General features: G+C 66.4%; 9 protein-coding genes. 3 read left to right on the forward strand and 6 right to left on the reverse strand.

From position 1 onward, the window contains the following. Positions 1 to 46: 46 nt before the first annotated feature. A complete protein-coding gene (locus H1343_RS09700) occupies positions 47 to 15436 on the reverse strand; it encodes a carbohydrate-binding protein (RefSeq protein ID WP_185982723.1) in 15390 nt (5129 codons plus the stop codon). A 278-nt stretch (positions 15437 to 15714) separates the two neighbouring features. Between H1343_RS09700 and trhO the strand changes: the two genes are divergently transcribed. Beyond that, complete coding sequence (gene trhO, locus H1343_RS09705; protein ID WP_185982724.1) at positions 15715 to 16596, forward strand: oxygen-dependent tRNA uridine(34) hydroxylase TrhO; 882 nt, start codon at positions 15715 to 15717, stop codon at positions 16594 to 16596. Positions 16597 to 16855: 259 nt separating this feature from the next. Here the strand turns inward: trhO and guaA are convergent, their stop codons facing one another. The 5 genes from guaA to H1343_RS09730 all read right to left on the reverse strand — a co-directional run bounded on the left by guaA (position 16856) and on the right by H1343_RS09730 (position 22472). Continuing rightward, positions 16856 to 18412, reverse strand: a complete 1557-nt coding sequence (guaA, locus tag H1343_RS09710; protein WP_185982725.1) for a glutamine-hydrolyzing GMP synthase — start codon at positions 18410 to 18412, stop codon at positions 16856 to 16858. 41 nt (positions 18413 to 18453) lie between these two features. Next, positions 18454 to 19044, reverse strand: a complete 591-nt coding sequence (locus H1343_RS09715) for a 5'-methylthioadenosine/S-adenosylhomocysteine nucleosidase (protein WP_246333583.1) — start codon at positions 19042 to 19044, stop codon at positions 18454 to 18456. Positions 19045 to 19097: 53 nt separating this feature from the next. Then, the gene (locus tag H1343_RS09720; RefSeq protein WP_185982727.1) at positions 19098 to 19550 is read right to left on the reverse strand and encodes a TspO/MBR family protein; all 453 of its coding nucleotides are present in this window, start codon (positions 19548 to 19550) and stop codon (positions 19098 to 19100) included. Further along, entirely contained in the window at positions 19547 to 20842 is a 1296-nt protein-coding gene (locus tag H1343_RS09725; protein WP_185982728.1) for an RsmB/NOP family class I SAM-dependent RNA methyltransferase, read from the reverse strand. The genes H1343_RS09720 and H1343_RS09725 overlap by 4 nt, the downstream gene beginning before the upstream one ends. Before the next feature lie 124 nt (positions 20843 to 20966). Next, positions 20967 to 22472, reverse strand: a complete 1506-nt coding sequence (locus H1343_RS09730; protein ID WP_185982729.1) for a catalase — start codon at positions 22470 to 22472, stop codon at positions 20967 to 20969. Between the two features lie 100 nt (positions 22473 to 22572). On the opposite strand from H1343_RS09730, the gene H1343_RS09735 reads away from it, so the two are divergent. Together H1343_RS09735 and H1343_RS09740 are read left to right on the forward strand one after the other, a co-directional pair. Further along, entirely contained in the window at positions 22573 to 23520 is a 948-nt protein-coding gene (locus H1343_RS09735) for a LysR substrate-binding domain-containing protein (RefSeq protein WP_185982730.1), read from the forward strand. Next, positions 23517 to 24182, forward strand: a complete 666-nt coding sequence (locus tag H1343_RS09740; RefSeq protein ID WP_185982731.1) for an MgtC/SapB family protein — start codon at positions 23517 to 23519, stop codon at positions 24180 to 24182. Before H1343_RS09735 ends, H1343_RS09740 begins: the two co-directional genes overlap by 4 nt. Positions 24183 to 24191: the final 9 nt, after the last annotated feature.

Raw genomic sequence — 24191 nt, forward strand, 5'->3', positions numbered from 1 at the left:
CGTCGGCAAGGAAGGGTCGGGCGCCGGCGGGCCGGCGCCCGGAGGATCAGACGACGAGGTCGTAGTGGAACAGCGGGTCGGGCGTGCCGCCGGTATCGTCCACACCGGCCGAGCCGTCGTCGGCTATCAGTGCGACGAAGGCGTCGAGCGGATCATCCTGCGCGAAGTCCGATGCGAAGGCCGTGGTCGTCATCGCGGCCGGGGCCAGCGGCGCCTTCTCGATCGAGATGGATTGCAGGTCCATGGCTCCACCGTTGAAGGCGAGGCGCACGGTCTGCACGCCCGCATTCAGCTCGACCCGCGCCGCCTCGCTTTCCGCGAAGGTGTCCCAGCCTCCCGTGAAGCCGATCGCGACGGACGGCGCGGTGCGGTAGATCACGCCGTTCTGCTCGAAGGTGGTGACGATCGAGCGTGATCCCGCCGCATCCCCGCGAGAGGTCAGGAACGAGACGTCGTAGAAGCCCGCTTCCTCGACGCTGATCGTGTATTCGATCCACTCACCGTTCGCGATCCAGCCAACCGAACTCGTGGCCGCCACGATGTCCACCGCTGTTCCCGGCCGGACTGCATTGGTGCCGAGCTGCGCGGGCGTCGTGTCGTTGTAGGCGACGCCTTGCCCGCCATTGTCGAAGGCAGTGGCGGAGAGCGTCAGCCCGTCGGCATCGACCAGATGCGGCGTGCCGCCGAAGGGCGTCTGCGCCGAACCCGGCTGCTGGGTCATGGTGAAGGACGCGAGGTCGAGGACGTAGCCGTTGGATGCCAGCGGCCCGTCGAAGGTCAGGCGGAGCGTCTGCGGACCGCTCGGCAGCGAGATCGTGATCGGCGTGCTGTTGGCGAATGCCGCCGAGCCGAAATTGCTGCCGCCCGCGTGGCCATCGGCCAGCGCCACCGTCCCGAGCGTCTGCCCTCCGGCGAGCGAGACCGCGATGGTCGCCCCCGTCACCGGTGTCTTGGCGTTCGCCACGAAGGTGTAGAGCCCGCTTGCCGGAACGTTGATCGTGTACTCCACCCACTCGCCCGGCAGCACATGGCCGATGTCGTTGCCCGGTCCGACGAACTCCACCCCGTCGCCCGGACGGAAGTTGGTGCCGCCGTCCTTGCCCGGATTGTCGTTATAGGCAACGCCCTGCCCGCCCGTGTCGTAGAACGAGGCATCAACCGTCAGCGCACCGTTGGTGAAGCTCGGAGCCGTGCCGCCATAGGGCGCCTGCGCCGAACCCGGCTGCTGGGTCATGGTGAAGGACGCGAGGTCGAGGACGTAGCCGTTGGATGCCAGCGGCCCGTCGAAGGTCAGGCGGAGCGTCTGCGGACCGCTCGGCAGCGAGATCGTGATCGGCGCGCTGTTGGCGAATGCCGCCGAGCCGAAATTGCTGCCGCCCGCATGGCCATCGGCCAGCGCCACCGTCCCGAGCGTCTGCCCTCCGGCGAGCGAGACCGCGATGGTCGCCCCCGTCACCGGTGTCTTGGCGTTCGCCACGAAGGTGTAGAGCCCGCTTGCCGGAACGTTGATCGTGTACTCCACCCACTCGCCCGGCAGCACATGGCCGATGTCGTTGCCCGGTCCGACGAACTCCACCCCGTCGCCCGGACGGAAGTTGGTGCCGCCGTCCTTGCCCGGATTGTCGTTGTAGGCAACGCCCTGCCCGCCCGTGTCGTAGAACGAGGCATCAACCGTCAGCGCACCGTTGGTGAAGCTCGGGGCCGTGCCACCATAGGGCGCCTGCGGCCCGGTGACGGGGGGTGTCGTCGTGTTCGGATCGAAGAAGTCGACCGTACCGTCGTTGTCGGTGTCCTTCTCGAGTGCGTCGTTGACACCGTTGCCGTTCGCGTCCTCCGCCGCGGTCAACGCGTGCGGGCGGACGTTCTTCACCACGAACATATGGTCGTTGTAGTCGTAGTTTCCGGCGCCCGGGTAATCCTGGATGCCGATATAGGTGCCCTCGATGACGTTGCCGTCCGCGTCCAGCGCCTGGAAGAAGCGGATGAGGTGCCCCTGCTGATCGTTGACCAACTGTCCGAAGTTCGGATCGATGCGGTTGGCGTTCGGGTCCGTCCACGAAGAGTAGGTCGGTCGCCCGTCCACCGAGATGTAGAGGCCGAAGGGCGTGCTCACGTTGATCGTGCCGCGTGCCACGCTGGCACCTGCGCCGGGGCCCGCAAGCAATTGGTCCGGCAGGACCGTCTGTCCCTGCTGGTCGTCATTGGCGAAGAGGTTCGTGACCTGCGAGGACCCGAGGCCGTGGAAGCCGAGGCGTGCAACGTTGCCCTGGTTGAGAAATGCCGCGATCTGGATGATCTCGATCGGTTTGGTGCCGTCGAGGCGCTCCAGATAGGGCATCAGCACTTCGTCGCCGATGGTCTCGACGAGGCCGCCCCCGGCGAGCTCGCCCTGGGCCACGTCCGTGCCGTAGCCGAACGCCTCGACGATCTGGGCGACGGTGGGCTCGGAATTGTTCTCGGAGAACTCCTGCGCCAGACCGGCAAGCTGGATGACCTGCACACCGTTCGAGATGTCGTCCGTACGGATGGTCAGGGTCGACTTGTAGAGATCGGCGCCCGCCGCGGTCCCGGCGTGGGTGCCGATGAAGCGGACCGTGATCGTGGCGCTCGCCCCGGCCGCGATGCTCGTCGGGATTGTCCCGACGATCTCGAAGGCAGCCGCATCGGCGATATCGATCCCGGCGATCGCCAGGGGGGCGAAGCCGTCATTGGTGATCGTGAAAGTCGCCTCGTTGCGGAAGGCCTGCGTGGCGCTGGCTGGCTGGTCGATACTGGTGAAGACGAGGCGATCGTCGGCCGCCGCGTCATCGAGACCAGTTACGACGAGGTTCTGCCCGAAGCCGACCGGTTCGACGCCCTCAATGATGAAGAGGTTGTCGTTATAGTCGTAGTTGATGCCCGTGTAGTCCATGATCCCGAGATAGACGTTGGGAATCACGTTGCCCTTGGCGTCGAGCGCCTGGAACATCTTCACGGTATGGCCCTGCTGGGCACCGGGCACGATGACCCCTCCTGTCGGGTTGAGGCGCGGATCGGTCGAGAGACCCGCCACCGAGATGCCGAAGACCTCGTTGCCCACCCAACCGTCCGGGATGGTCGCGTTGTCGAAGGTGCGGGTGGCGAAGGTCGCGTCGTTGCCGGCGTTGGGCAGGAGGCGTTGGTTGTCGTTGCCCTGGTGGTTCCAGAACTGGACGTTGGCGCCCTTGTTGCCTGGATTATGGATGTGGAGGGTCGCCCCGCCCGGCCCATGGAAAGCGGCGATCTGCGTGATCGTCGCGCTCGTCGCGCCGTCGGCGATCCGCCAATAGGGCGAAAGGACTTCCGTCTCGTCGGTCTTGGCGAAGACGTCGTTCGTCGACAGAACCGAGTTCTCGCCGCCGCCGCTCAGCGTCAGCCCTTCGATGACATTTCCGAACCCGAAGATCTTCCAGATCTCGTTGACGTTCGGCTCCTGCCCGCCCTCGTCGCGCGCCTGCCAGAACCCGGAAAGCTGGACCTTCGAGACCGGGTTGCCGGCATCGTTTGTAACGATGGTCAGCACGCCCTCGAAGATGGTCGAGGTGGCATCCACGTTCGTCGTTGGCGGCGTGTAGGCGGCGCGGTTGAAGTTCACCTGCACGTCGATCGACTGTCCGGCCGCAAGGACGAGTCCGTCGAGGATCGCGGGATTGGCGAGGACGAACGGGCCTGTCAGTTCGAAGTCGATGAACTCCAGCGGCTCCGTGCCCGTGTTGGTCAGCCGGACGGAGCCGGTGTCCTTGTAGTCGCGCGGGTCCGCCGGAACGACGGCACCCGGATTCTCGAGGTACGAGAAGTGGAGGCGGTCGGCGAAGAAGGCAGGATCGAGGCTCTCGACGAGGATGTCCGCATTCGGATTGCCCGGCGCAGGCTGCACGTCGAGATAGTCGATGCCGCTGGCGCCCGGCGCGTCGGAGACGATGCGAAGCTGATACTGCGTCCCCGCCGTCAGCTCGACATAGATCGACGTCTCGCCCGTCACGCCGACACCCGGGAAGGCGCTGTCGTCGATCGCGACACCGTTGAGGAACCAGGTCAGCCCCTGCCCGTTGGGCGCGCCGGCATTGGCCGCGACGTCGAGCTTGTAGATCCGATCCGTGTCGACCGTGAAGTAGAAGTCGACGGTCGAGCCGTTGATGGTGTTGGCCGAACCGTCCGTCGCCTCCAGCTCGATCCGCCCGCCCTCCCCGGTGATCTCGGCCGGATCCGGCTCGAAGACCGAAACCGGCTCCTTGGTGATGCGCAGGCTGTCGACGTTCGGCCCGTTGGCCGCCGGCGCGACGAGGGTGATGGTGTGAGTGCCGGCCGCGAGGTCGAGGGTGAAGGACTGCGGACCCCACAGCGTCTCACCGCCGTTGCTGTTGGCGACAAACGGCAGCGTCTGCGGCGGACCGCCGTCCACCGACACCGTCATCGGGCGCGCCGCCTTGCCGGCGCCGAGTGCGTAGAGGATGTCGATCCCGTAGGTGCCGGCCTGCGAGACAGAGACCGTCCACACGATGGACTGGTCGGCCGTGCCGACGAAATCGACGAAAGCGCCGCCCGTCTGGTTGCGGTTCTCTGTCACGATCGCCGCGCCGTCGAGCTCGGCCTTCTCGGCCTCGTAGATGAGATAGGTCGTCCCGTCGACGACGACCTCGCCGTCGTTCGGGAAGGTTTCGCGTTCCGCCGGTACCAGCACCTCCATCTGATCGATGTTCGGACCGGTGGCGTTGATCGAGCGCAGCGTGACGGTGTTCTGCCCGCCGAGAAGCGCGACGGGGACCTCCACTTCGGCCCACACCGTCCAGCCATCCGTTACGGCGCCGGTGGCGGTGGGCGCAAAGGACTGGATCTTGACGATCGAGCCGTTCACTTCGAGCTGCAGCGGGCGGTCCGCCGTGGCGCCGTTCGAATAGCGGAAGCGCAGCACCGCCGAGCCAGCCTGATCGGAGGGCACCTGGAAGGTGAATGTGATGAAGTCGGCATTGGTGGAGCCGAAGTCGGCATAGCCACCCGGAACGCCATCGGAGTTGTCGGTATTCCCGTCAGTTCCGAAGGCGCCGGGCCGCAGGCCGTTTATGTACCCGGGACCCGATCCGTTGAGCTCCGGGTTTATAGCATCGCGGATCTGGATCTGAGCGGCGGTGCCGGTGGCGATGGTGACGGCGGTGCCGTCGCCGGGCGTGCGGTCCTCCGCCTGGATGGTCACGAGATTGACGAGCTCACCCGCCAGCTCGCCGACAGTGAAGGAGACGTTGGCGCTCGCGGTGTTCAGGGCATCGTCGGTGACCACGATGGTGCCGGTGGCAGCGCCGGTGACGGCGCCCAGATCGATGGTGAAGCGGTTCTGCGCGTTCAGCGTCACCGTCGTCGCCGGGCCGCCGTTGAAGGAGACACGGATGGCGGTGATGTCGTCATCAAGGCCGTTGACCTGGAAGACCGCGGCCGAAGGATCGGTGACGTCGACCGGTACGAGCGCGAGGTCGTTTCCGACGTCGGCAGTGTCGTCCGTTGTCACGCCGCCCGGTGCAGGCGTCAGAAGGATGAGCTGGCTGGCGCCCGTGCCGCGATTGAGCGTCATCAGATAGAGCTGGCCCGTGGCCGGGTTCTCGATGATGTCGAGCGGGTCGATGTAATTGTCGATGATCGAGCCGTCGGGCCGGCGCAGGACGTCGTCGGCGATGATCTTGCCCGACGCATCGACCTGGATCATGCGCACATTGTCGCCGACCGAGAACTGGGCGAAGAGGATTGCGCCCGTCAGGTTCGAGCCGAACGCGTTGCCCATGTACTCGATCGCGCCGTTGGGCGAGCGGTTGTAGCCGAGATTGTAGACCCCGTCGAAATCGTAGTTCGGATCGACCTGGGTGCCCGGTGCGTAGCCGTTGGTGTTGGGGTTGCCGTCGTTGCCGCCGACGACCTCATGGGGATCGGCGCCGCTCGTCGGATTGCCGCCGTTCAGGATGTACTCGCCGTGCAGCGCGTTCGGGTGGCCGTAATATTTGCCCTCGTCGACGGTGAAGAAGTAGTCGTACTGCTTCGGCGAGTTGGTGATGACCTGGCTGCCGGGCTGGGTCGGGTCGTCCGGCGTGCGGCCGCCCGCAGCCGTGCCGTTGGTCGGCACGTACAGATTGCCGTTGGAGTGCCAGACGAGATCGTAGGCGTTACGCACGCCGGTGGCGAAGATCTTCAGAACCGCATCGGCCGCGTAGGGGTTGTAGAAGCCCGGATAGGTGCCGTCCGGGTTAAAGGCGCTGAGCGGATTCGTCGTCGTCGGCGCCGTCACAGGCTCGGTGCGCACGTCATAGCCGCCAGCCGGGGCGTCGCGCGTCGGGTCGATCTCGAGGATCGAGGCGTTGAGCAGGCGCTCGGGGCGGTTGCCCCAGGCACCGTCCGCCTGGCCGGCGGCCGAGTTGGAGCCCTGGCTGACATACAGGAGATACTCGGGTTCCCCGGCCGTGCCGAAGTCCGGGTTCTTGCGGAACTCCAGGCTGTTCGTCAGGTGGTCGCCGCCCGAGCGCGGCAGGCCCGAGATGTAGGTTTCGGCCGTGGCCCCGGCGAAACTGCCGTCTTCGCCGAGCGTTATCTTGGAGATGCGACCGGAGAATTCGGGTGTGTCGAACGCCTTGTTCTCGCGCGGGATCGGCGCATTGTCGCTGATCCAGATCGTGTTCGGGTCGTTCGGGTCGAACACAAAGCCAACGATACCGCGACGCTCGCCGCCGCCCGCGTTCAGGTAGTCGAGGCTGAGCGTCTCGATCGAGGCCTTGTCGATCGTGCCGTCCGGGTTGACCTCCCAGCGATGAACCTCGCCGGTGATCGTGGCGACATAGAGCTTGCCGTCGGGACCGAACTCGATGGTCGTGAAACCGCCGGCGCCGTCTGCGAAGCCGTTGAGGATGACGTTGGTGGTGAAGGCGACGTCGCGGGCCACCTCCTCCGGCGCCGTGCCCGTCACGAAGGTCGTCGTCAGGTCCTGGAACTGGCGCAGCGCGCCGTTCGGGTCCTCGATGCTGCCGAGGTCCATCACGTCCTGGACCTTCAGCGTGTAGCTCGTGTTCTCCTTCAGCATCTGGAGCGGACGGATGGTGAGCGAGTCCGCGCCGCCCGAAATCTGCACGTCGATCGCCACCTCGACGCCGGTCAGCGTCTCCACAAGCTTGATGTTCTCGACATACTTGATGTTCGGGCCGCGATTGCCGTCCGCCTGGAGATTGACGCCGACCACGAGGAAGGAGGTCGGGTCGATACCCACCGGCAGCTCGCCGTTGGCGCCAATGGCCAGCGACACCTGCCCGTCATTGTTGGCGGCCATCGGGGCGACGAACTGTGAGAAGTCGAGATCGGCGGAGCGGCCGTCATCAGGGGTGATGTCCGGCACCCGCTCCACTTCGAGATACTGGATTTCCGTGTTGGTGCCGCCGATCGAGTCGATCGTCAGGCGGCCGTCCGTGACGGTCACCACCTTGGTGACGAGCGTGGAGCGGAAGCCGCCGCCGCCCTGGCTTCCGTCGATCGGGTTCGCTGGAACCCAGCTCGGCAGCGCGCTCTCACCCTCGATGTTGATGACGTAGTTGGAATCGAACGCCCCGGCCGTATCGCCGATCGAAAGCGTGATCTGGTAGGTGCCGTTCTCCAGCGCCATCTCCCAGGCCCGCGCGCCAGCCGCGCCGGCGCCCGGATACTCGAAATGGGCATAGGTCTTCTGAAGATCGGAGGCACCCGGAACAGTGTTCTTGTACCAGTGAGCGTTCGCCGGCTGGGCCGCCGCGATTGTGCCGTTGCCCGTGCCGTCGGCGACGCTCGCCTCCGTCACCCAGCCGTAGGAGAAGCCGTTACCGCGATCTCCGAAGGCCGCACCGATGTCGGCGAGGTAGCCGTCGGGCGTGACGTAACCGCTCGGCAAGCCCTGCGCCGCCTGGCCCGGAGCGGGCTGGAAATTGATCTTCACGACCTCCTCGAAGCGAATCTGCTCGCGGGTGTCGATCGGCTCGCTGCCCTCGCGGCTGACGGTGACGTTGTCGATGTTCGGGCCGTTGGCCACGGTGTTGGAGATGGTGACAGTGTTGGAGCCGGCAGCAAGGTTCACCGTTACCGTCGCGGTCTGCCAGTTGTCCCATGCATCGACCCCGGTTCCCGGGAAGGAGACCGTCACGGTCTGCCCGCCGACGGTCAGGCTCATCGGCCGGTCGCCGTTCGCGCCGCCGCCGCCGTTGGAGTAGCGGAAGGAGAAGGTGTAGGCGCCGGCCGTCGGGGCATCCACGGTGAAGGACGCCGCATCGCCGATCTGGGTGCCCATGTCCATGTAGCCGGTGCCGGTGAAGCCGTCCCACAGGCCATCGCCGTTGGCGTCACGCGGCAGGTCGCGCGTCTCGGGGTTGGTGGCCGTGCGCGCCTGCGTCAGTTCGGCCGCGGTGCCGGTGTTGTCGATGGGCGTGAAGCTCTCACCCTCGACTGTGACCGAGAAGGGCGGCTGCACGACACCGCCGACGACGATCGGCATCGAACTGGAGGCCACATTGCCGGCGTCGTCCGTGACGTAGACCGTCGCGGTGTAGTTGCCGGCCGTCAGACCCGAGCCATCGGCGACGAGGTCGCCATCCGCATCCGGGTTGACGAGCGTGCGGGTGACGCCGCCGTCGAAGCTGATTTCGACCTTCACGATGTCGAGGTCGATGCCGGCGAGATTGAAGTTGATGGATTCCAGCGCTGCACCGGTGAGCGGGCCGTCCGGGCCCGAGAGGAAGAGGTTGCCGTCCTCGTCCGCAGACGTGTCCGGCACGCCGCCCTGCCCGGTGATGGTGATGGAGTCGACGTTCGGGCCGGTGTTCGCCCCGGCCGGGATGGCGATCGAGATCGTGTTCTCGCCCGCTGCGAGCGTCACGGAAATTGTCTGGACGCCCCAGTTGTTGAAGCCCTCGCCCGGCCCCTGCACGTTCGTGCCGGTGGCGACGAAGGGCAGGACGATCGCCGTGCCGCCGTTGACCACGAAGTCGAGCGGCCGGTTGGAGTTCGTCGCGTAGCGGATGGCGATCTCGTAGACGCCAGCCGTCGGTGCGGTGAAGGTGTAGCTCGCCTTGTCGCCGGCCGTGTCGCCGAAATCGAGATAACCCGTGCCGGTGAAGCCCGGCCGCAGGCCGTTGACGAGTTGCGTGTTGGTCGAGTTCTCGGGGTTCGACGGGTCTCGAACGGTCGTGTCGTTGTCGTTCGCGTCATTGTCGAGGATCGTCAGCACGCCGTCCTCGGCCTGGATGGTCAGCGCGAAGGGTTCTTCGGTGCCCGGCTCCGCCACGGTGAGCGTGAAGGAGACGGACTCCGAGTCCAGAGCGCCATCGCTGGCGAAGACGGTGATCTCGTAGGTGCCGACCGGCAGCGATGAGGCAACGACCAGTTGGCCGTCCTCGACCGTGATGCCGCTCGGCAGCGCCGCGCCGCCGGACAGAGCGATGTAGGAGACCGCAGCACCTTCGGGGTCGGTGGCGCCCAGAAGCGCCGCGAGGTCGAGCGTCTGCGTCGTGCCGGCCGTCAGCGTCAGGTCATCGATCCCGGCGCCGGCTGCAAGGACCGGCGCCTCGTCGACGTCGCCGACGGTGATCGTCAGCTCGCTCGTCGTGGAAAGGCCCTGGGCGTCGGTCGCCGTCACCGAGACAGTGACCGTATCCGCCGCCTCGTGGTCGAGCGCGACGCCGTCCGCGAGGCGCAGCGTCGCGCCATCGACGACGAAGCGCGCGTCATCGACCGTGTAGACGATGGCGGAAGGATCGCCGTCGGGATCGGTCGCCGAAAGGAGGCCGATAACGGCGCCGGCCGCGTTCTCGGCGACGCTCGCATTGTCGATCTGCGGGGCGCCCGGCGCCAGCTCCGGCGTCGGCGCGCGGGTGAAGCTCAGCTTGTCGATCCGGAGGAATTCGCCGCCGTCCGCGCGACCTGTGAGGCTGGCGAGCGTGCCCGGCTCGATGAAGACCGGCGTCTGGAAGGTGATGGTCTTTAGATTGCCCGTCTGGGCGCCGTCGCCACGCGGCTGCGTCGGGTTGAGGAACATGCCCGGCGCGTCGAAGCTGACGTTCTCGGCGAGAACCGTGTCTCCGATGGTCAGCGTGAACACGGCCGAGCCGTCCGTTTCGTCGTAGACTGTGATCGAGACCGTGTACCAGCCTTCCGACACGCCGTTGGCCGACAGGTCGGTCGTGATCTCGCCGGTCTGGTTGGCGTTGGTGCGGATGATCTGGTTTCCGGACGCGCCGACGGCGGCCGCCGCATAGAAGCCGATGGCCGAGCTTAGGCCCGTGAAGGCTTCGGCCTGGACGGTCGTCACCTCGCCGATCTGCGGGCCGGAGACGGTGAAGTCGAGGACGAGCTCGGCACGCAGGCCGAAGGGATCGGTGGCGACAATGGTGATCGTGCCGTCGCCAGTGCCCGTCGGCGTTCCGACGATAACGCCCTCCTCGTTGACCGTGAGGCCCGCAGGCAGGCCCTCGACGCTGAGCGTCAGCGTGTCTCCGTCCGCATCTGTGAAGGCGTCGGCGAAGAGCGCAAGGTCGATGCCCTCGATCTCCTGCCCGATCCTGCCGAAGAAGGGTTCGTAGGCCATCCCCTCGACCAGGGTCGGCGCGTCGTTGACGTCCTCCACCGTCAGTCGGAACTCCACCGATGCCGTGCCGCCGCGCCCATCGTCGGCCGTCACCGTCACGACGTAGGGGACGGTCGAAGGCGCAAGGCCGAGCGGTCCGGCGAGCGTGCCGTCAATGACCGTGAGGCCGCTGGCACCGGCGACGACATTGCCGTCTGCATCCGTGATGGTCACGGTGTAGGTCAGTGCGTCGCCATCGGCGTCGACGAAGGGCAGATCGATTTCCACCGCGCTGCGCTCGGGCAGCGTCAGGTCGGCGATGCCGCCGCCCACCACGCTCGGCGCGCGGTTGTCGACCGGCTCGCCGGCGCCCTCGCTCAGTTGCACAGCGCTGAAGCTGACGGAGCCGAGGCCGTTGCTGGCAACGTCGTCGTCAGCCACGAAGACCAGCGAGTTGATCGTCTTGCCGGCATGAGCGGAAAGATCGATCGTCAGGGTGATGACCTGGCCCGGCGTACCGATCGCGCCACCGCGGAGGTCCACGAAGGACGCCTGCCCCTGCGAACCCGCGATCTGGTAGACTGAGCGGTCGCTCATCTCGAAGGGCGAGTTGTCGTCGTCGAAGCCGATGGCGATGATCTCGGGCAGGTACTGTCCGATCGTCACCGTCACGGTCAGCTTCGTCTCGGAAGTGATCGTATAGTTCTGCCCGAGGGGGGCGCGCTTCCACAGATTGCCGCCGAGATCGAGCGATGCACCGTCCTGCGAGACGGACGCCGTGCCCGGCCCGTTGTCCTGCGCGCTGTAGGAGGTCAGCGTCGAGACGTCGAAGAGCATGCTCGTGGGGCCGACAGGCTCCACGACGTCCGTAACGGCGAGCGTCAGGGCACGCGTCGTCGTCTGCGTACCGTCCGATGCGACGACGCTGAGCGAAAGTTCGGGTTCCGCTGCAAAGTCGAAGACGGCGCCTTCGGCGACCACGATTTGGCCGGCAGCGTTGATGACGAAGCGATCGTCGTCGACCGTGAAGGTGACAGGCGCGCCCTCGGGGTCGACCGAGGAAAGCGTCCCGATCACCGTGCCGGCCGCTGCGTTCTCCGGCAGGGAGAGCGTGCCGGCGAAGGTGATTGCGCCGGGCGCCTCATCGACGTCGGAGACGGTGATCGAGATGTCCTGAGTGACCGACGTCGCGCCGTCTCCGACGGTCACGGTGACCTCGTACGTACCGTCGCCATCCGCGTCACCGGGCGCCTCGAAATCGGCCGCCGCCTTGAAGGCGATCGCGCCGGTGGCGTCGATGGTGAAAAGGTCGGCGTCCGCGCCGGAAAGCGCGAAGGTCAGTGCGTCGGCGTTGGCGTCCGTGGCGACGACGCTGCCGACGACGAGGCTGTTCTCGGGGATGACGAAGATCGGCTCGCTGGTGATGACCGGCGCGCTGTTCTCCGCCGGCGGCGCCTCGTCGACATCCGTGACCGTCACGGTGATGGATTGCGCCACCGTCGACCAGCCGTCCGAGACGGCCACCTCGACGGTGTAGACATTGCTGCCGGCCGCGGAGGCAGGGTTCTCGAAGTCTGGCGAGGCCTTGAAGGAGAGAACGCCGGTGACGGGGTCGATCGCAAAGAGGGAATTGTCGGCGCCCCCCGCCGTCAGGCTGTAGGTGAGCGTGTTGCCGTCCGCATCGCTCGCGTCGATGTCGATGACGGGCGCAGTGCCGTTCTCGGCGTAGGTCACTGTCGCGGCGCTGGTGAAGACCGGCACGAAGAAGGATGGCTCACCACCGACCTCGGTGATGGCGATGGCATCGATATTGGGGGCACCGCCACTCGCCATCTGCATGATGCCGATGGTGAAGGGCCCCTCACCCGTCAGTGTCACGGTGAAGGCGCGCACCTGCCAGACATCGAATCCGCCGGTGTTGGTCGTCTGGGCCTCGCCCTGCTGCGCGCCGTTCACCACCACGGCGATCGGGCGGTTGAAGCCGGGCGAGGTTGTCGCGCCCGTGCCGCCATTGGCGAGGCGGACATGCAGGACATAGGTACCGGCCGGAACGTCCAGGTCGAATGTGGCCCGCACGCCCGTGCCGGTGCCGTTGATGTCGAGATAGCCCTCGCCGGTATAACCCGGCCGCAGGCCGTCGGTGCCGTAACCCGGCGGCGGCGTTGGAGACGGCGTCTGCTCCAGGTTCTGCGTGCGGGTGCGGATGAGTGTGTCATCGGTCGCGACGCTGTTGCCGTCCGGCACGATGGTGAATGTCTCGCCCTGCCGCACGAAAGGCGAGAAGGCGCCCGGCTCTGGGTCGATGACGGCCGGCTCGATCGTCAGTTCGAAGCCCACCGCTCCGGACAGGAGCGTGCCGTCGCTGGCGACGATCTCCAGGCCGTACGCTCCTGCGGGCGTGCCGGCCGCAACAACGACCTTGCCAGCCACGAGGCTGATTCCGGCGGGAAGCGGATCCCCTGTCGCGCTGCGCAGCTCGAGCGTCAGCGGGTCGCCGTCGACGTCGGCTGCGACCAGAGACGACAGATCGATTTCACCGCCCCCGGCCGGAAGCGTGGTGTCCGCGATCGTACCGTCGAGCGTCGGCGCGTCGTTGACCGGGTTCACCGTCACGGCAACGCTGGAGGACGCGCTCGCGCCGCTCGGATCGGTGACGGTGTAGGAGATCGTCGCGGCGCCGTTGAAGTCGGCGGCGGGCACGTAGGTGATGATCGAACCGGCGACGGAGACCGTTCCCTGCGCGGCCGGCACGCTGGCGGTGAGCGTCAGTGCATCGCCGTCCGGATCGTCGATAAAGGCGGAAAGGTCGATCGCGACCGAATTGTCCTCGTTCGTCTGCGCGGTCGCGGCCAACGCCGTCGGCGCACCATTCTCGACGACGGGCGGCTCTTCGTCCTCGACCAGCGCGACGACGATCTTGTCGATGTTCGGTCCCGTGACCTGCGTGCCCAGCGACGTCAACCGAAGCGTCGTCGTGCCCGCCGCAAGCGTGAGGGTGATCGTTTCCGTGGTCCATGCCTCCCAACCGGTCGCAACCGCCGGCGTGTTGGCGTCATCGCTGGAGTTGGCCACGCCCGGTGTCGGGTCGATATCGGAGACGTCCGACGGCATGCGCGGCTGAGCCAGATTGTTTGTCGCGATAAAGGCGAACTGACCGACCTGCGAGCCGTCGGCGAGGTTCACCAGTTCCAGCGGCCGGGCGTTGTTGGCGCCGTCGCCGTTCGCATAGGTGATGGAAACGGTGTAGGTGCCCGCCGCTGGCGCGGTGAAGGTGAAGTCGACGAAGGCGTCCGCTCCGCCCCAGTCGAGGAACGCCTCGCCTTCCGCGCCGACGCGGAACTGCTCGTTGGTACCGCCCGTCGTCGCGTTCTTGTTCGCCATGAAGTCTGGCGTCACGGGGCGGTTCGCGGTCAGCGGCGTCGTGGCCGTCGCGGCCGGAACGAGATCTTCGGCCTGGAAGACGAAGACGTTCGGGTCGGCTTTGCGTACGTCGAGATAATCGATGTTCGGGCCCGAAAAGCCGTTCGCGGTCAGGCGGATCGTGTTGTCGCCCGCTGTCAGGAAGACACGAGTCGAGGCTTCGCTGTAGGTCGTGTTGGCGCCGGTGGAGCGCATATCGAAGATGCGGTCCCAGAGCTCGCCGTTGACGTCCATGCGCATGGAGCGGTTCGCATTCGCCGCTGAGAAGGCGTAGCCGACGTCGATGTCGTAGAACCCGTCCGCGTCGACCGCGAAGGTCCACTGAATGTACTGCCCCGAGCCGGCGTTGTTGTCCGAGCCGAAGCCGGCGAAATCGACATAGCCACCGCCATCGGCAGCCTGCGCGTTCGGAACGTCGAGAGGCGAAGCGCTCTGGACGGTGACGACGGTGGGGTTGCCGGAAACGTTGCCGCCCGAGTTGCCCAGAACGGCGCTCTCCGCCTGAAGGCGAAGCGGCGTGAAGGCGGCTGGCTCGACGACTGCCGGCTCGTCGGTTCCCGGGTCCTCCGCGTTCGGCTCCTCGGCATCTGCGGCCGGTTCTTGCGGCTCGGGGGTGGCCGGGGTCTCGCCTTCATCGTCGTCCGGCGTCTCCTCATCGGCGGACGGCGGCACGCTCTCATCGTCCACCGCCTGCGCCGCGAACGCGAAAGGACCCTCCGCCATCGTCGGCGGGGCGGAACGCGATGCGAAGGCGGGTGCACTCGCAGGCGCACCCTCGGACAGAGCCACTTCGATCCGGTCCAGTTCGACAAAGCCCGTGGGCAGCCCGCCATTCGGCACCGACCCCGCGCTGCCGAGCGCTTCGGTCAGAGGCGAGCCCGAGCCGACGGCTCGCTCGTCCGCACCGGCGCTGCGCGCACCGTCGGAGCCGCCGGCACCGTCGCCGTCGCCCTGCTCACCGGCCGAAGACAGATCGATGGCGGCGTCCACGCCCTCCGTCTCGGCTGCTTCCGCCTGCGAGATCTGACGCAGCACCTCGAGCGACGCGATCGCGGCGATGTTCTGGATGAGAACGATCGCGCTTTCGTCGTCCTTCGCGCCCTTTCTCTCGCCGCCCAGAAGCGTCGCCGCGACGGCGCGGATTGTCGGGCTGGTGTGGCTCGGGCCGCTGAAGCACAGGGTGTTCGGCCCGACGTCCAGCGGCATGTCGAGCACGACCTGTCCGGTCCCGCTCCAGGATTGCGTGGAAGGAAAAGCGATCTCCATGGGGTCGAGCGCGCCCACCTGCAGGAGGAGGCTTCGCTCGTCGCTCCAGCCGTTGGCGTAGTCGATGGTCACGCGATGCCGCCCGGCAAAGGCCGCGGCGACATGGAAGAGGAATTCCTCGCGAGTGCCCGCGCCGTTCGACGTGGAGTCGAGGTTCTGCAGATCGGTGAGATTGTCCATGATCGCCCCCTTTTGTCAGAGGCGCGTCAAGGCCCGCCCCGTGCGACGAAGGTCGCGCGGGTCAACTGGCCTCGCCTCTGCAAATCCGAATGGTTGGGAAGCCCTCGCTCCCCTAACGTTAATTCTTCATTCATCAATAAGGGCCGTGCAACTTTTGTTTTGCATCCTTCAACCTGACATTACGTTTAGGCATTAAACGAAAGGCGATAGCCGCTGCGAACGACGGCGCGTCGCCCCCCGTCTTGTCCGCGTGCCAGCGCGGCGCTATCGACGCGGAGATGCTGGATGTTGTCGCCCTCTATCGTTTCGTCCCTCTCGACGACCTTGAAGCCCTGCGCTCGCGCCTCGGCGCGCATTGCGACGAGCTCGGCCTGCGCGGCACCATCCTGCTCGCTTCTGAAGGTATCAACGGCACGGTGGCCGGCCCGCCGGACGGTACGGCCGCGCTCCTGCGCGAATTGGAGGTGCTCTGCGCCATCTCGAAGGGCGAGGTGAAGCATTCGAGCGCCCGAGAATGGCCGTTCGCGCGGATGAAGGTGCGCATCCGGCCCGAAATCATCACCATGCGTGCGCCCGAGGCGGATCCCTCACGGCTCGCCGGGACCTATGTCACCCCGGCCGACTGGAACGCCATCATCGCTTCGCAGGACGTGCTCGTTCTCGACACGCGCAACCGCTACGAGACGAAGCTTGGCACCTTCGAGGGCGCGGTCGATCCGCAGATCGAAAGCTTCACCGAGTTCAAGGCCTTCGTGGAAAGGGAGCTCGACCCCGCCGTCCACCGGAAGGTCGCCATGTTCTGCACGGGTGGCATCCGGTGCGAGAAAGCTTCCAGCTACATGCTGTCCAAGGGCTTCGAGACGGTCTTCCACCTGAAGGGCGGCGTCCTGCAATATCTGGAGGACGTGCCGGCAGAACAGTCGCGCTGGAACGGTGAATGCTACGTCTTCGACGAGCGCGTCTCGGTGGGGCATGGGCTGGAACAGGGACGCTGGGTCGCCTGTTATGGCTGCGGCCAACCGCTCAACGAAGACGATATCGCCCAACCTTCATACGAGGCGGGTGTCTCCTGCCGCCATTGCATCGACGATCTCACTCCGGAGCGGGCGCGAGACCTTCGCGCGCGGCACCGGCAGATGACGAAGACTGCCGAGAACTGACCGTTGTGCCGGAAATCGGTTGCGCTCACTGACCCACCGGCGCCGTATGGAGCACTGAAGCCGTATCAGGCGATTCTCGCCACGAATGACGTGACAAATCGGCCACCGCGCGTTCGAGGCCGTCGCCAGGCCAGCGCAGGCAGCACGAACGCCAAGCCGGAAAACGGATGGCTCTCAGGCTACGCGCTGCGTCCGCAAGAGGACAAGCCGGTCTGGATCATGCAGTCGCGCAAAACCGACATGCAGAGATAGGCCTGAATTATTCCCACTCGATCGTGCCGGGGGGCTTCGAGGTGATGTCGTAGACGACGCGGTTGATGCCGCGGACCTCGTTGATAATGCGCGTCGCGGCGTTGCCGAGGAACTCCATGTCGTATGGGTAAAAATCCGCCGTCATGCCATCGACCGACGTCACGGCGCGCAGTGCGCAGACGAATTCGTAGGTCCGCCCGTCGCCCATGACGCCCACCGTCTGCACGGGCAGGAGAACGGCGAAAGCTTGCCAGATCGCGTCGTAGAGCCCCGCCTTGCGGATTTCGTCGAGATAGATCGCATCGGCCTGGCGCAGAATCTCCAGCTTCTCGCGCGTGATCCCGCCCGGGCAGCGGATGGCGAGGCCGGGACCGGGGAACGGGTGGCGTCCGACGAACTGATCGGGCAGACCGAGCTCGCGGCCGAGCTCGCGCACCTCGTCCTTGAAGAGTTCGCGCAGCGGCTCGACGAGCTTCATGTTCATGCGCTCGGGAAGCCCGCCCACATTGTGGTGGCTCTTGATCGTCACCGATGGACCGCCGGTGAAGGAGACGCTCTCGATCACGTCCGGGTAGAGTGTGCCCTGCGCAAGGAAGTCGGCGCCGCCGAGCTTGGCCGCCTCGGCCTCGAAGGTCTCGATGAACAGACGGCCGATCGTCTTGCGCTTGACCTCGGGGTCGCTCTCGCCCTCCAGGGCATCAATGAACAGATCCTGTGCCTGCACGTGGACGAGCGGGATGTTGTAGTGGTCGCGGAACATGCCGACGACCTGCTCGGCCTCGCCCATGCGCAGGAGGCCGTGATCGACGAAGATGCAGGTGAGCTGTTCGCCGATCGCCTCGTGGATGAGGATCGCCGCGACGGATGAATCGACGCCGCCGGACAGGCCGCAGATCACACGGCCCGTACCGACCTTCGCGCGGATCTCCTCGATCGCCTGTTCACGAAAGGCCGCCATCGTCCAGTCGCCCGGCGCGCCGGCGATCTTGTGGACGAAGTTGGAGATGAGCTTCGCCCCATCCGGCGTGTGGACGACCTCAGGATGGAACTGGACGCCGTAGAAGCGTCGGCTCTCGTCAGCGATCGCGGCGAAGGGCGCGCCCGGCGAGGCGCCGATGATCTCGAAGCCCTCGGGCAGCGCCGTAACCCGGTCACCGTGGCTCATCCACACCTGATGCCGCGTGCCCTCGGCCCAGACTCCCTCGAAGAGCGGAGAATTCGTCTGAACTTCGAGGAAGGCCCGGCCGAACTCGCGATGGAGCCCGCCTTCGATCTTCCCACCGAGCTGCGTGCACATGGTCTGCTGGCCGTAGCATATACCGAGGACCGGGATGCCGGCCTCGAAGATCGCCTGCGGCGCGCGCGGCGAATCGTCCTCGATGGTGGAAGCGGGTGAGCCGGAGAGGATTACCGCTCGCGGCTTTAGGCGCCTGAAGCCCTCCTCGGCGGACTGGAACGGGACGATTTCCGAGTACACGCCGGCTTCGCGCACACGGCGCGCGATAAGCTGCGTCACCTGGGAGCCGAAATCGACGATGAGGATGGTGTCGGGGTGCTGGGTCATGGCCGGCTTTTCCGTCCAAGCCGGGCCGAATGCAAGTTCTTTCAGCCGGCGAGCGCGCGCTCGACCGCCGCCTCGTCGATCGCGGCGACAATCCGTGCCAGCCCCTCATCGACGACATGCAGAAGACGCGTCCAGTCGTCGTAGTGGCGTAGCTCCTCCGCGCCGTCCGAGATGCCGCGAAAGCCGGCGAGCGGGACGCCGAAATTCTGGCAGGCACGCAGGAGTGCGAAGGTCTCCATGTCGACCATCTCGGCGTCGATGGCGTCGTAGCCGAGCCCGGTGACGATGTTGCCCCCGGTCGAAAGACGCGCTGTCGGCACGTCCGGCAGCGGCGTGGCAAGAGGCGCGGCCACGGGATGATCGACGAAGGGTGTGATGCCTTTCGCGAACCCAAGTGCGGACGCATCCATGTCGCGCCACGAAACAGTTGAAACGGCGTAGATCGCGCCCTGCTCCAGCGTGCGCGAGCCGGCGGAGCCGAGCGAAACGACCAGGTCGGGAAGGCATTGCGCATCGGCGAGCCGCTGCAGCGCCATGCCGGCCTTCAGCGCGGCCTCGATTGGCCCGACGCCTGTCATCAGGGGCTCTATCTCACCCCGCAGAGATGGGCCATACTCGGCGGGCGCGGCCATGACGAAGAGTACGCGGTGGCGGCCGGCCTTGCGCAGCGCCGCCGGTTCTTTCGTCAATTCAGCCACCAGATCGAGGCGTTGAGAAGGGTCGCGTAAGCCACCCAGGCAGCATAGGGCACGAAGGCCCAGAACGCGGGGCGATCGCGCTTCACTGTGGTCGCCATGAAGGCGAAGATCGAGCCGAGAAGCGTTACGATCACAGCCAGCGCCGGCAGGACCGCGTGCGCGACGAAGAAGACCGGCGTCCACGCAAAGTTCAGAAGCAGTTGGCTCGTCCAGACACCGAGCGCCGGACGGTTCCGGGAGCGCCACACCCGCCAGCCGGCAAAGCCGATGAGGACGTAGAGGATCGTCCAGGCCACCGGGAAGGCGATGTTGGGCGGCGTGAAGGCCGGCTTGCGCAGGTTCTCGTACCAGCCCTGGGTCTGGGTCTGCGAGCCGATGAGAAGTCCGCCCCCGACGGTGACGACGAGAAACAGACCGAGGACACCGTAATGCTTCTTCATTCTGCTCGCTCCAGCGCGGCGAAGAAGAAACCGTCCGTTCCGCTGAGCCGCGGTGTCAGCGTCAGGACGGCGCCCTCGCCGATCTCCTGCGCAAGATAGCGCGCGCCAGCGGTCGGGAAATGCTCGGCCCACAGGCCACGCGCATCGCGAACCGTAAAATCCGGGTGCCGTGCGAGGAAGGCCTCGACCCGCTCGGCGTTCTCCGCCGTCAGCACCGAACAGGTGATGTAGAAGAGCCGCCCGCCCGGCCGCACGAAGGCGCTCGCAGCGTCGAGGACCTGATCCTGCTCGCCCTGTCGCTTGGCGAGTTGCCTCTCGCCCAAGCGCCACTTGGCGTCCGGCCGGCGCCGCCATGTGCCGGCGCCGGTGCAAGGGGCGTCGACGACGACACGGTCGAAGGAGCCGTGGAGCGCAGAAAGATCCTCGCGCGGCGCGTGGACCGTCACGTTGGCGGCTCCGGCGCGCGACAAGCGCTCCCAGATCGGCGCGAGGCGCTGGCGATCCGCGTCGTGGGCGTGCAAAGCTCCCTGCCCGCTCATGGCTGCGGCCAGCGCCAGCGTCTTGCCGCCAGCGCCCGCACAATAGTCGAGAACGCTTTCGCCCGGCCGCGCGCCGCACAGCGCGGCCGCGATCTGCGAGCCCTCGTCCTGAATCTCGAAGAGGCCCGTTTGGAAGGCGCCTTCCACCTGGACATTGGGATGGCGCCCGTCGCCCTCGATAGGCGCGATGCGCAGGCCGTGAGGCGCCAGTTCCGTGCGGACCGGCGCGAAAGGCGCCAGCGCCGACTCCACTTCTTCCACACGCGCCTTCAGCGCGTTCACGCGCATGTCGAGCGGAGGACGGTCCGCGAGAGCGCGCGTCTCCTCGATCCAGGCTTCGCCGAGCGATGCGGCGAGCGGTGCGGCCAGCCAGTCCGGAACGTCGGCCTGCACAGCCGGCGGCGCCCATTCGACTTCGGCGGACGCGAAGCGCTGCAGCGCATCCTCCTCCGGTATGGCCGGGGCGTAGCGGTCGCCATCCAGTTCCGCCCGCAGATCGCCCGGCCTGCGGCCTGCATCGATGACCGCGCCGTATATGAGGTGACGCGCATCGTCCGCCCCCATACGCCAGCCGATGGAGCGACGGCGACGAAGGACGTCATAGACGATGTTGCCGATCGCCGAGCGGTCCCCGGATCCCGCGAACCGGTGCGTCTGGCCCCACTCCTTCAGCGCGTCCGCCACGGGCCGACGCCGCGCGTCCATGTTCTCGATCACCTCGATCGCCGCAGCGATCCGCCCGCCTAAGCGCATGTCGGTCGTTCTTCGTGCATGAATTGGTGCGTAGCGGGCATTGCGCGGTGCGACAAGCCTCAACCTCGAATGCGAAGAAGGCCGGGATCGCTCCCGGCCTTCCGTATTCGTCGCGCCTGGAAGACTACTCGGCCGCAGCCGAATGGCTCGTCGTCAGGCTCGCCTCGGCATCGTCGCGCTGCTGCGCGGCAAGCGCCTTGCGCACGCCCTCGCCATAGGCCGGATCGACCTTGTCGAAGTGTGCGAGCTGACGATCCACGATGAACTGGGGCACACCCTGCATGGCGCCGGCCAGCGTTTTGAACAGACGCTCCTTGTGCGCGTCGTCGAACAGGTTGAACAGCGCCCGCGGCTGCGAGTAGTGGTCCGCCTCGCCGCGGAAGTCGTAGCGACCGACCTGACCGCTGTAGCGGTGCGGCGGCTCCTCGACGCTCGGATCCTCGACCGGTCCGTTGAAGGAGTTCGGCTCGTAATAGGCGTCCGGATTGGTCTTCAGGCCGAACGGCATCGAGCCGTCGCGGTTGTAGTGCGCCACCGGGCAGCGCGGCTTGTTGACCTCGAGCGACTCGTAATGGACGCCGATGCGGTAACGGTGGGCGTCCGGATAGGAGAACAGGCGACCCTGCAACATCTTGTCGGGCGAGAAGCCGATGCCCGGCACGACGTTGGACGGGTTGAAGGCCGACTGCTCGATCTCGGTGAAGTAGTTGTCCGGGTTGCGGTTCAGCTCGAACTCGCCGACCTTGATCAGCGGGTACATGCCGTGCGGCCAGACCTTGGTAAGGTCAAACGCACTCCAGCCGGTCTTCTCCTCGAACGCCTCGGCTTCCAGCTCCGGCATGACCTGGATGAAGAAGTCCCACTTCGGGAACTGCCCGTTCTCGATCATGCCGTAGAGCGCTTCCTGGTAGCTCTCGCGCGATTTGGCGATGACCTTCTCGGCTTCCTCGTTGGTGAAGGTCTTGTGCCCCTGCTTCGTCTTGAAGTGGAACTTCACCCAGAAGCGCTCGCCGGCAGCATTCCACAGCGAGAAGGTGTGCGAGCCGTAGCCGTTCATTCGCGACGGATCGACCGGGATGCCGCGATCCGACATCAGGATCGTGACCTGATGAAGCGATTCCGGGCAGAGCGACCAGAAGTCCCACATTGCGGTCGCCGAGCGCAGATTGGTGCGCGGGTGGCGTTTCTGCGTGTGGATGAAGTCCGGGAACTTGTAGGGGTCGCCGACGAAGAACACCGGCGTGTTGTTGCCGACGACGTCCCAGTTGCCTTCCTCGGTGTAGAACTTGAGGCTGAAGCCGCGCACGTCGCGTTCAGCGTCCGCCGCACCCTGCTCACCGGCAACCGTCGAGAAGCGCGCCAGCATCTCGGTCTTCTTGCCGACGGTATCGAACACCTTGGCGCGCGAGTAGCGCGTGATGTCCTCGGTCACGGTCAACGTGCCGTAGGCGCCCCAGCCCTTGGCGTGGACGACACGCTCGGGAACGCGCTCGCGGTTCTGGTGCGCGAGCTTCTCGACGAGTTGGTAATCCTCAAGGAGAACCGGACCGCGAGGACCGACGGTCTTGGAGTTCTGGTTGCTCGACAACGGCGCGCCGGCCGTCGTGGTCAGTCTCGGTCGATCGGTCATGCCGTCTCCTTCGTGGCGAGTTTGGAGACTTTCCAACATACTCTTTTGATAATTTCCAATCGTATTTTCTCGGCCCCACGATCGGATTATCCTATGGGCCATGATCACTCTTCGGCAACTTCGCTATTTCGAGGCGCTTTGCGAAGCGCTGCATTTCGGCCGCGCGGCGCGCCAGTTGAACATCTCGCAGCCTGCGCTTTCGGCGCAGATCGCACAGCTCGAAGAGTTTCTAGGCTGCGTGCTGTTCGAACGCCGACCGAACGGATTGGTACAGACCGCCGAAGGCCAGGCTGTCCGATCGCGGGCGCGGCGCATTCTTGCCGAGTTACGGGATCTCGAGAGTGTCGCAGGGCATCGGAGCGGCCTCTTGGCTGGCCGAATGAAACTCGGTGTAATTGCCTCGGTGGCGCCGTATCTCCTGCCGCGATGGCTGCCGCTCTTGTCCGCTCGCCATCCGCAATCGGGTGTCGCGCTGCGCGAAAGCGTTACCAGCGTGCTGATCGACGAACTGACGAGGGGCGCGCTGGACTGCGCGGTTGTCGCGATGCCTTTCGCTGCGACCGGCCTTAACGCCATCGAACTCGTCGAAGACCCGTTCGTCCTCGCGGTACCGATGGGCGATGCCGCCCGGTTTCGCGGCCCCGTACCGCTGTCAGCCCTGGCCGAGGAGCGGCTGATTCTCCTCGAGGAGGGGCATTGCCTCCGAGAACAGGCGCTCAGCGTCTGCCGGATCGCCGAAGCGGGCGACCTCGCCTCTCTCGGCGCAACCAGTCTTTCGACGATCCTGCGGCTGGTGGCCGCCGGCCAGGGGGTCACGCTGCTGCCGACCATTGCGGTCGAGAGCGAAAGCCGGACGGATGCGATCGTTTTTCTGCGCTTCGAGAACCCGGCGCCCTCGCGCCGCCTTGCTCTCGTGTACCGCGCCTCGTCCGGTCGCCAAGGGGAATTCGAGGATGTCGCCGACCTCTTGCGGCAGGCGCTCGCAGAAAACCTCGTCGCTGCGACACGGGCGCTATATCCTGCCCTCAAGGGAGGAAAGTTTGCATGAGCGAATGGGAAATCGTCGGTCGTCTGGCGCTCTCGGCCCTGCTGGCCAGTGTTGTCGGTATCGAACGTGAACGTCTTCTTTGGGCTGCCGGGCTGCGCACCCACATGCTGGTCGGCGTCGGCGCCACGCTTGTCATGATCGTTTCCGCCTATGGCTTCGACGACATGCCAGGCTCCGCCGACGGCCTTGATCCGTCGCGCATGGCCGCGCAAGTGGTCTCCGGGATCGGCTTCCTCGGCGCGGGGACGATTCTCCTGCGCGGCAACGCCATCAAGGGGCTGACCACCGCGGCGAGCCTGTGGAGCGTCGGGGCCATCGGTCTGGCGGTCGGGGGCGGTCTATATTTCGCTGCGGTCGCGACGACCGTGCTCCTCCTCATCATTCTTGCCGGCATCAAGCCGATCGAGAAGCGGTTTCGCGACGAGGTTCTGAAATGCCAGCTGGTCGTCGAGGCCGAGTCGGGAACGCTCAATCTCGATCGGCTACATAAGACCGCCGCCCCGCACGCGCTGCAGCGTACGCGGATCGGCCCCATGGAGGACGGGGGCGAAACCGCGACGCTCTATCTGCACTCCCGCTCTGCCGTGGAGGCCGACGAGGCGGTGCAGAGGTTCCGAGCCTTGCCCGGCGTGCGAAACGTCTACGTCACGAGCGGCTCATGACCGGCTCGG

Source organism: Aureimonas mangrovi (assembly GCF_014058705.1).
Lineage (GTDB): Bacteria > Pseudomonadota > Alphaproteobacteria > Rhizobiales > Rhizobiaceae > Aureimonas > Aureimonas mangrovi.